Genomic DNA, 2,816 nt, shown 5'->3' with positions numbered 1-2,816 from the left:
CTTGATTGGCAGAAGAGGACAGAAAGGACACGTTATGGATGGGACCTACCACGAGGCAGCCCACGCCACAGGAGCGAGGCACCGGCTCGACCGCAACTTCTCCGCAAGGTTCAAGCGCGACAGCCTGGCAATGGAGGAGATCTGTGCTGAACTGACAGCATCCTTCGTGCTTGCCGACCTCGGAATCGCCCACCATCCGCGCGCCGATCATGCTGCTTACGTTGCATCGTGGTTGCGCGTGCTGAAAGACGATCATCGCGCCATCTTCTCTGCCGCCAGCAAGGCTCAGGCTGCTGCTGACTGGATGCACGCCCAGCAGCCCCAGCCTGAGGAGTTCGCTGCATGACCTGCGCTTTGGAAGTCTACGCGGGAAGGCACATGGCGCTGGCATGTCAGGAATGTGGAAGCGCTCTGTCCGGCAATCTTTGTGTCCAACAGCGCCTCCCCGATAAGCGCCACGACCGCCGCGCCTGCGCCATCAGTGCTGATGCGGCCAGGTCGGGGGGTGAGCAACCACTCCTGCCTCGTCGTCGTCCTTGCCATGCCGACGCGTTTCCCCGCGCTTGTCGTCCGCGAGGCCGCAAGCTCAAAAATCCGCGCCAAAGGGCGCTAGTTGAGGAGAAGAGACCATGGGTTGGCTATTCATGTCACGCGATGGCATGGCTCCGTTCGCCACGCCGCAAACCTATCTCGACAACCAGTGCACCTATCCGCCCGACCCCGACAGGGGCCGGACGACGGGCCTGCGTGTCCTGAAGTCGACGGTTCGTTCAGGTGCCTACTACGCCGCCTGCCAGAGCTACGACGCTGATGGCCCGCGCGAGACTTTCGCGATCATCTGCCTCGTCAAATGGAAGCCCGCCGCGCGCAGCAGCGAGGCGTTCGGCTACAAGGATCTCACCGAAACGATGGGGCCGTACAATTACGACTGCCCGGCCTCGATCCTCGACCTGCTCGGGCCACCCGGCAATGAACATGCCGCGCAGTGGCGCGAACACTGCCGTCAGCGCCTTGCCTTGACCGCGCGCCGCAAGCCGTCGCCCGGCGATATGCTGGTTCTCGCCGCGCCGCTGACCTTCACCGACGGGCAGAGCGAGCGGAGCTTTCGCGTAGTCCAGTCGGGCCACAAGACGATCCTGTGCCGCGTCTGCGATGGGGTCGGGGTGAAACTCAGCAGGCTGATGAGCAGGGCCTGGACGATCGTGCCGCCGGCCATCGCCCCGTCTGCCTCCTGACCTGGCAGCAAGCGGGCAGCGCCATGACGGATCGCGCGCCGAGGCAATGCTCGTCCAGCCGGATCGCCACACAGGTCGCCGAGCATGTCCAGGACCACTTAAGATATAGGAATGCAAGGCTCGACCAGGTCACCAACCGCGCGTTCCCGCCAGCGCTTCGCCACCCGCGAAAGCAGTACGAATGATCTGTCGAGCGCTTCAGAATGCGCCTGAGACAGATTGACTGTTCAGATAGCTGCTCGAAGACGCGCAGCGCGACTGGACGGCGATCGGCGGCTTGCCGTCGATATTCTCGATCTGGCTCGCTGGAAGATTGGCGAGGCAATCTACGCGCCCGAGGGAGCCCCGGGGCTGGGCATCGCCTTTCACGCTCAGGCTCGACGCTGCCGATGTCGCGGCGATAGATGGTGCGGCGAAGGGGAAGGGGCACCGGCAAGGCTCTCAGCCAAGCCATGAGATGCATGCCGCATGTCCAGCCCGGCTTGAGAAAGGGCTAGCCAACGGTGCCAGTGCCGAATAACGGTGAACCAGGGCAAGCGATCAAGCTCATGCCTCACAATGCTATCGCTATGGGCAAGAAGGGCGTGTCCCGGCCAACGCGTTACAAGCCCTGCGAAGAGTCCGCTCGCGCGCATGGATTATCGTCTCTTGCCGCGCCAAACCCGAGCGCTGCAAGATCGGCAAATGTGGTCCTGCTTCTGCCCGATCACCGAATCGTAATTTCTTGAATTCTATGGAGGTTATGCGATTTGAACCGGCAAAGGAATGATGATGCGCAACTGGATCGCTGCCCTCGCCCTGGTTGCAGCCTTGGCCTTTCCGGCACACGCTCAGGTTATAACGGGCAGTGCAACGGCAGCAGATGGCGATTCCCTTGTTGTCGCAGGCCAGAAGGTCCGCTTGTTCGGAATCGATGCGCCCGAACTTGCTCAGACATGCCAGCGCGATGGCGAGACCTGGGCCTGCGGCCAAGCGGCCAAAGAGCAACTTTCCGCCTTGATTGCAGGTGCCCGGGTCCATTGCAGACGCTTGAGCACAGACAGCTATGGCCGGGCTGTGTCTATCTGCAAGGCCGGTTCGGAAGACCTGAACAGGGTTCTGGTCGAGAATGGCTGGGCTACAGCCTATCGCGAGTACAGTCTCGACTATGTCGATGCGGAGCTTCGGGCCAAACGCTACGGCCTTGGCATCTGGAGCAGCACCTTCCAGATGCCAGCCGATTTTCGCCATGCAGGCCAACCTCGAGATCGTGCCGCTACCGCACGAGCCTCCACGCCTCACCTGTCGCGCGTGTCCGGTTGCGTGATCAAGGGAAATCGCAACAGGCGCGGCCAGTGGATCTATCATCTGCCGGGGATGCCCTATTACGAAGCCACCCGTCCGGAGGAAATCTTCTGTAGCGAGGCGGAGGCGCAAGCGGCAGGATACAGGCGGGCCATCGTCCGGCCGTGAGATGCAGCGCACGCTCGAACCGTCAACGGCCGTGTTCACCCGGCGATCGACGGCCCGGCCATTTCCGTCGACAAGGTGACGTGCTCCCCTGAAATGTGACCGCCCGATGGTAGAGTCCGACCGTGAAGG

At 62.4% G+C, this 2,816-nt stretch carries 3 protein-coding genes; all 3 read left to right on the top strand.

Annotation, left to right across the window (positions count from 1 at the left end):
- Window positions 1–346: zincin-like metallopeptidase domain-containing protein (locus tag AX703_RS08180; protein ID WP_255355038.1), on the top strand; the 346-nt coding region annotated here is incomplete at its 5' end.
- Window positions 347–629: 283 nt separating this feature from the next.
- Window positions 630–1,235, top strand: a complete 606-nt coding sequence (locus AX703_RS28285; protein WP_231735455.1) for a hypothetical protein — start codon at window positions 630–632, stop codon at window positions 1,233–1,235.
- A 771-nt stretch (window positions 1,236–2,006) separates the two neighbouring features.
- Window positions 2,007–2,687: a thermonuclease family protein gene (locus AX703_RS08165; protein ID WP_156451973.1), complete on the top strand. Its 681-nt coding sequence runs from the start codon at window positions 2,007–2,009 to the stop codon at window positions 2,685–2,687.
- Window positions 2,688–2,816: the final 129 nt, after the last annotated feature.

It is taken from the genome of Novosphingobium sp. CCH12-A3 (assembly GCF_001556015.1).
GTDB lineage: Bacteria > Pseudomonadota > Alphaproteobacteria > Sphingomonadales > Sphingomonadaceae > Novosphingobium > Novosphingobium subterraneum.
The sequence above is the reverse complement of the archived record's forward strand: the minus strand, read 5'-3'. Positions and strand labels throughout refer to the sequence as shown.

Bases quoted from the DNA above. Each gene is read 5' to 3' on its own strand.
- AX703_RS08165 (WP_156451973.1), top strand. From the start codon at position 2,007: ATGCGCAACTGGATCGCTGCCCTCGCCCTGGTTGCAGCCTTGGCCTTT.
- AX703_RS28285 (WP_231735455.1), top strand. From the start codon at position 630: ATGGGTTGGCTATTCATGTCACGCGATGGCATGGCTCCGTTCGCCACG.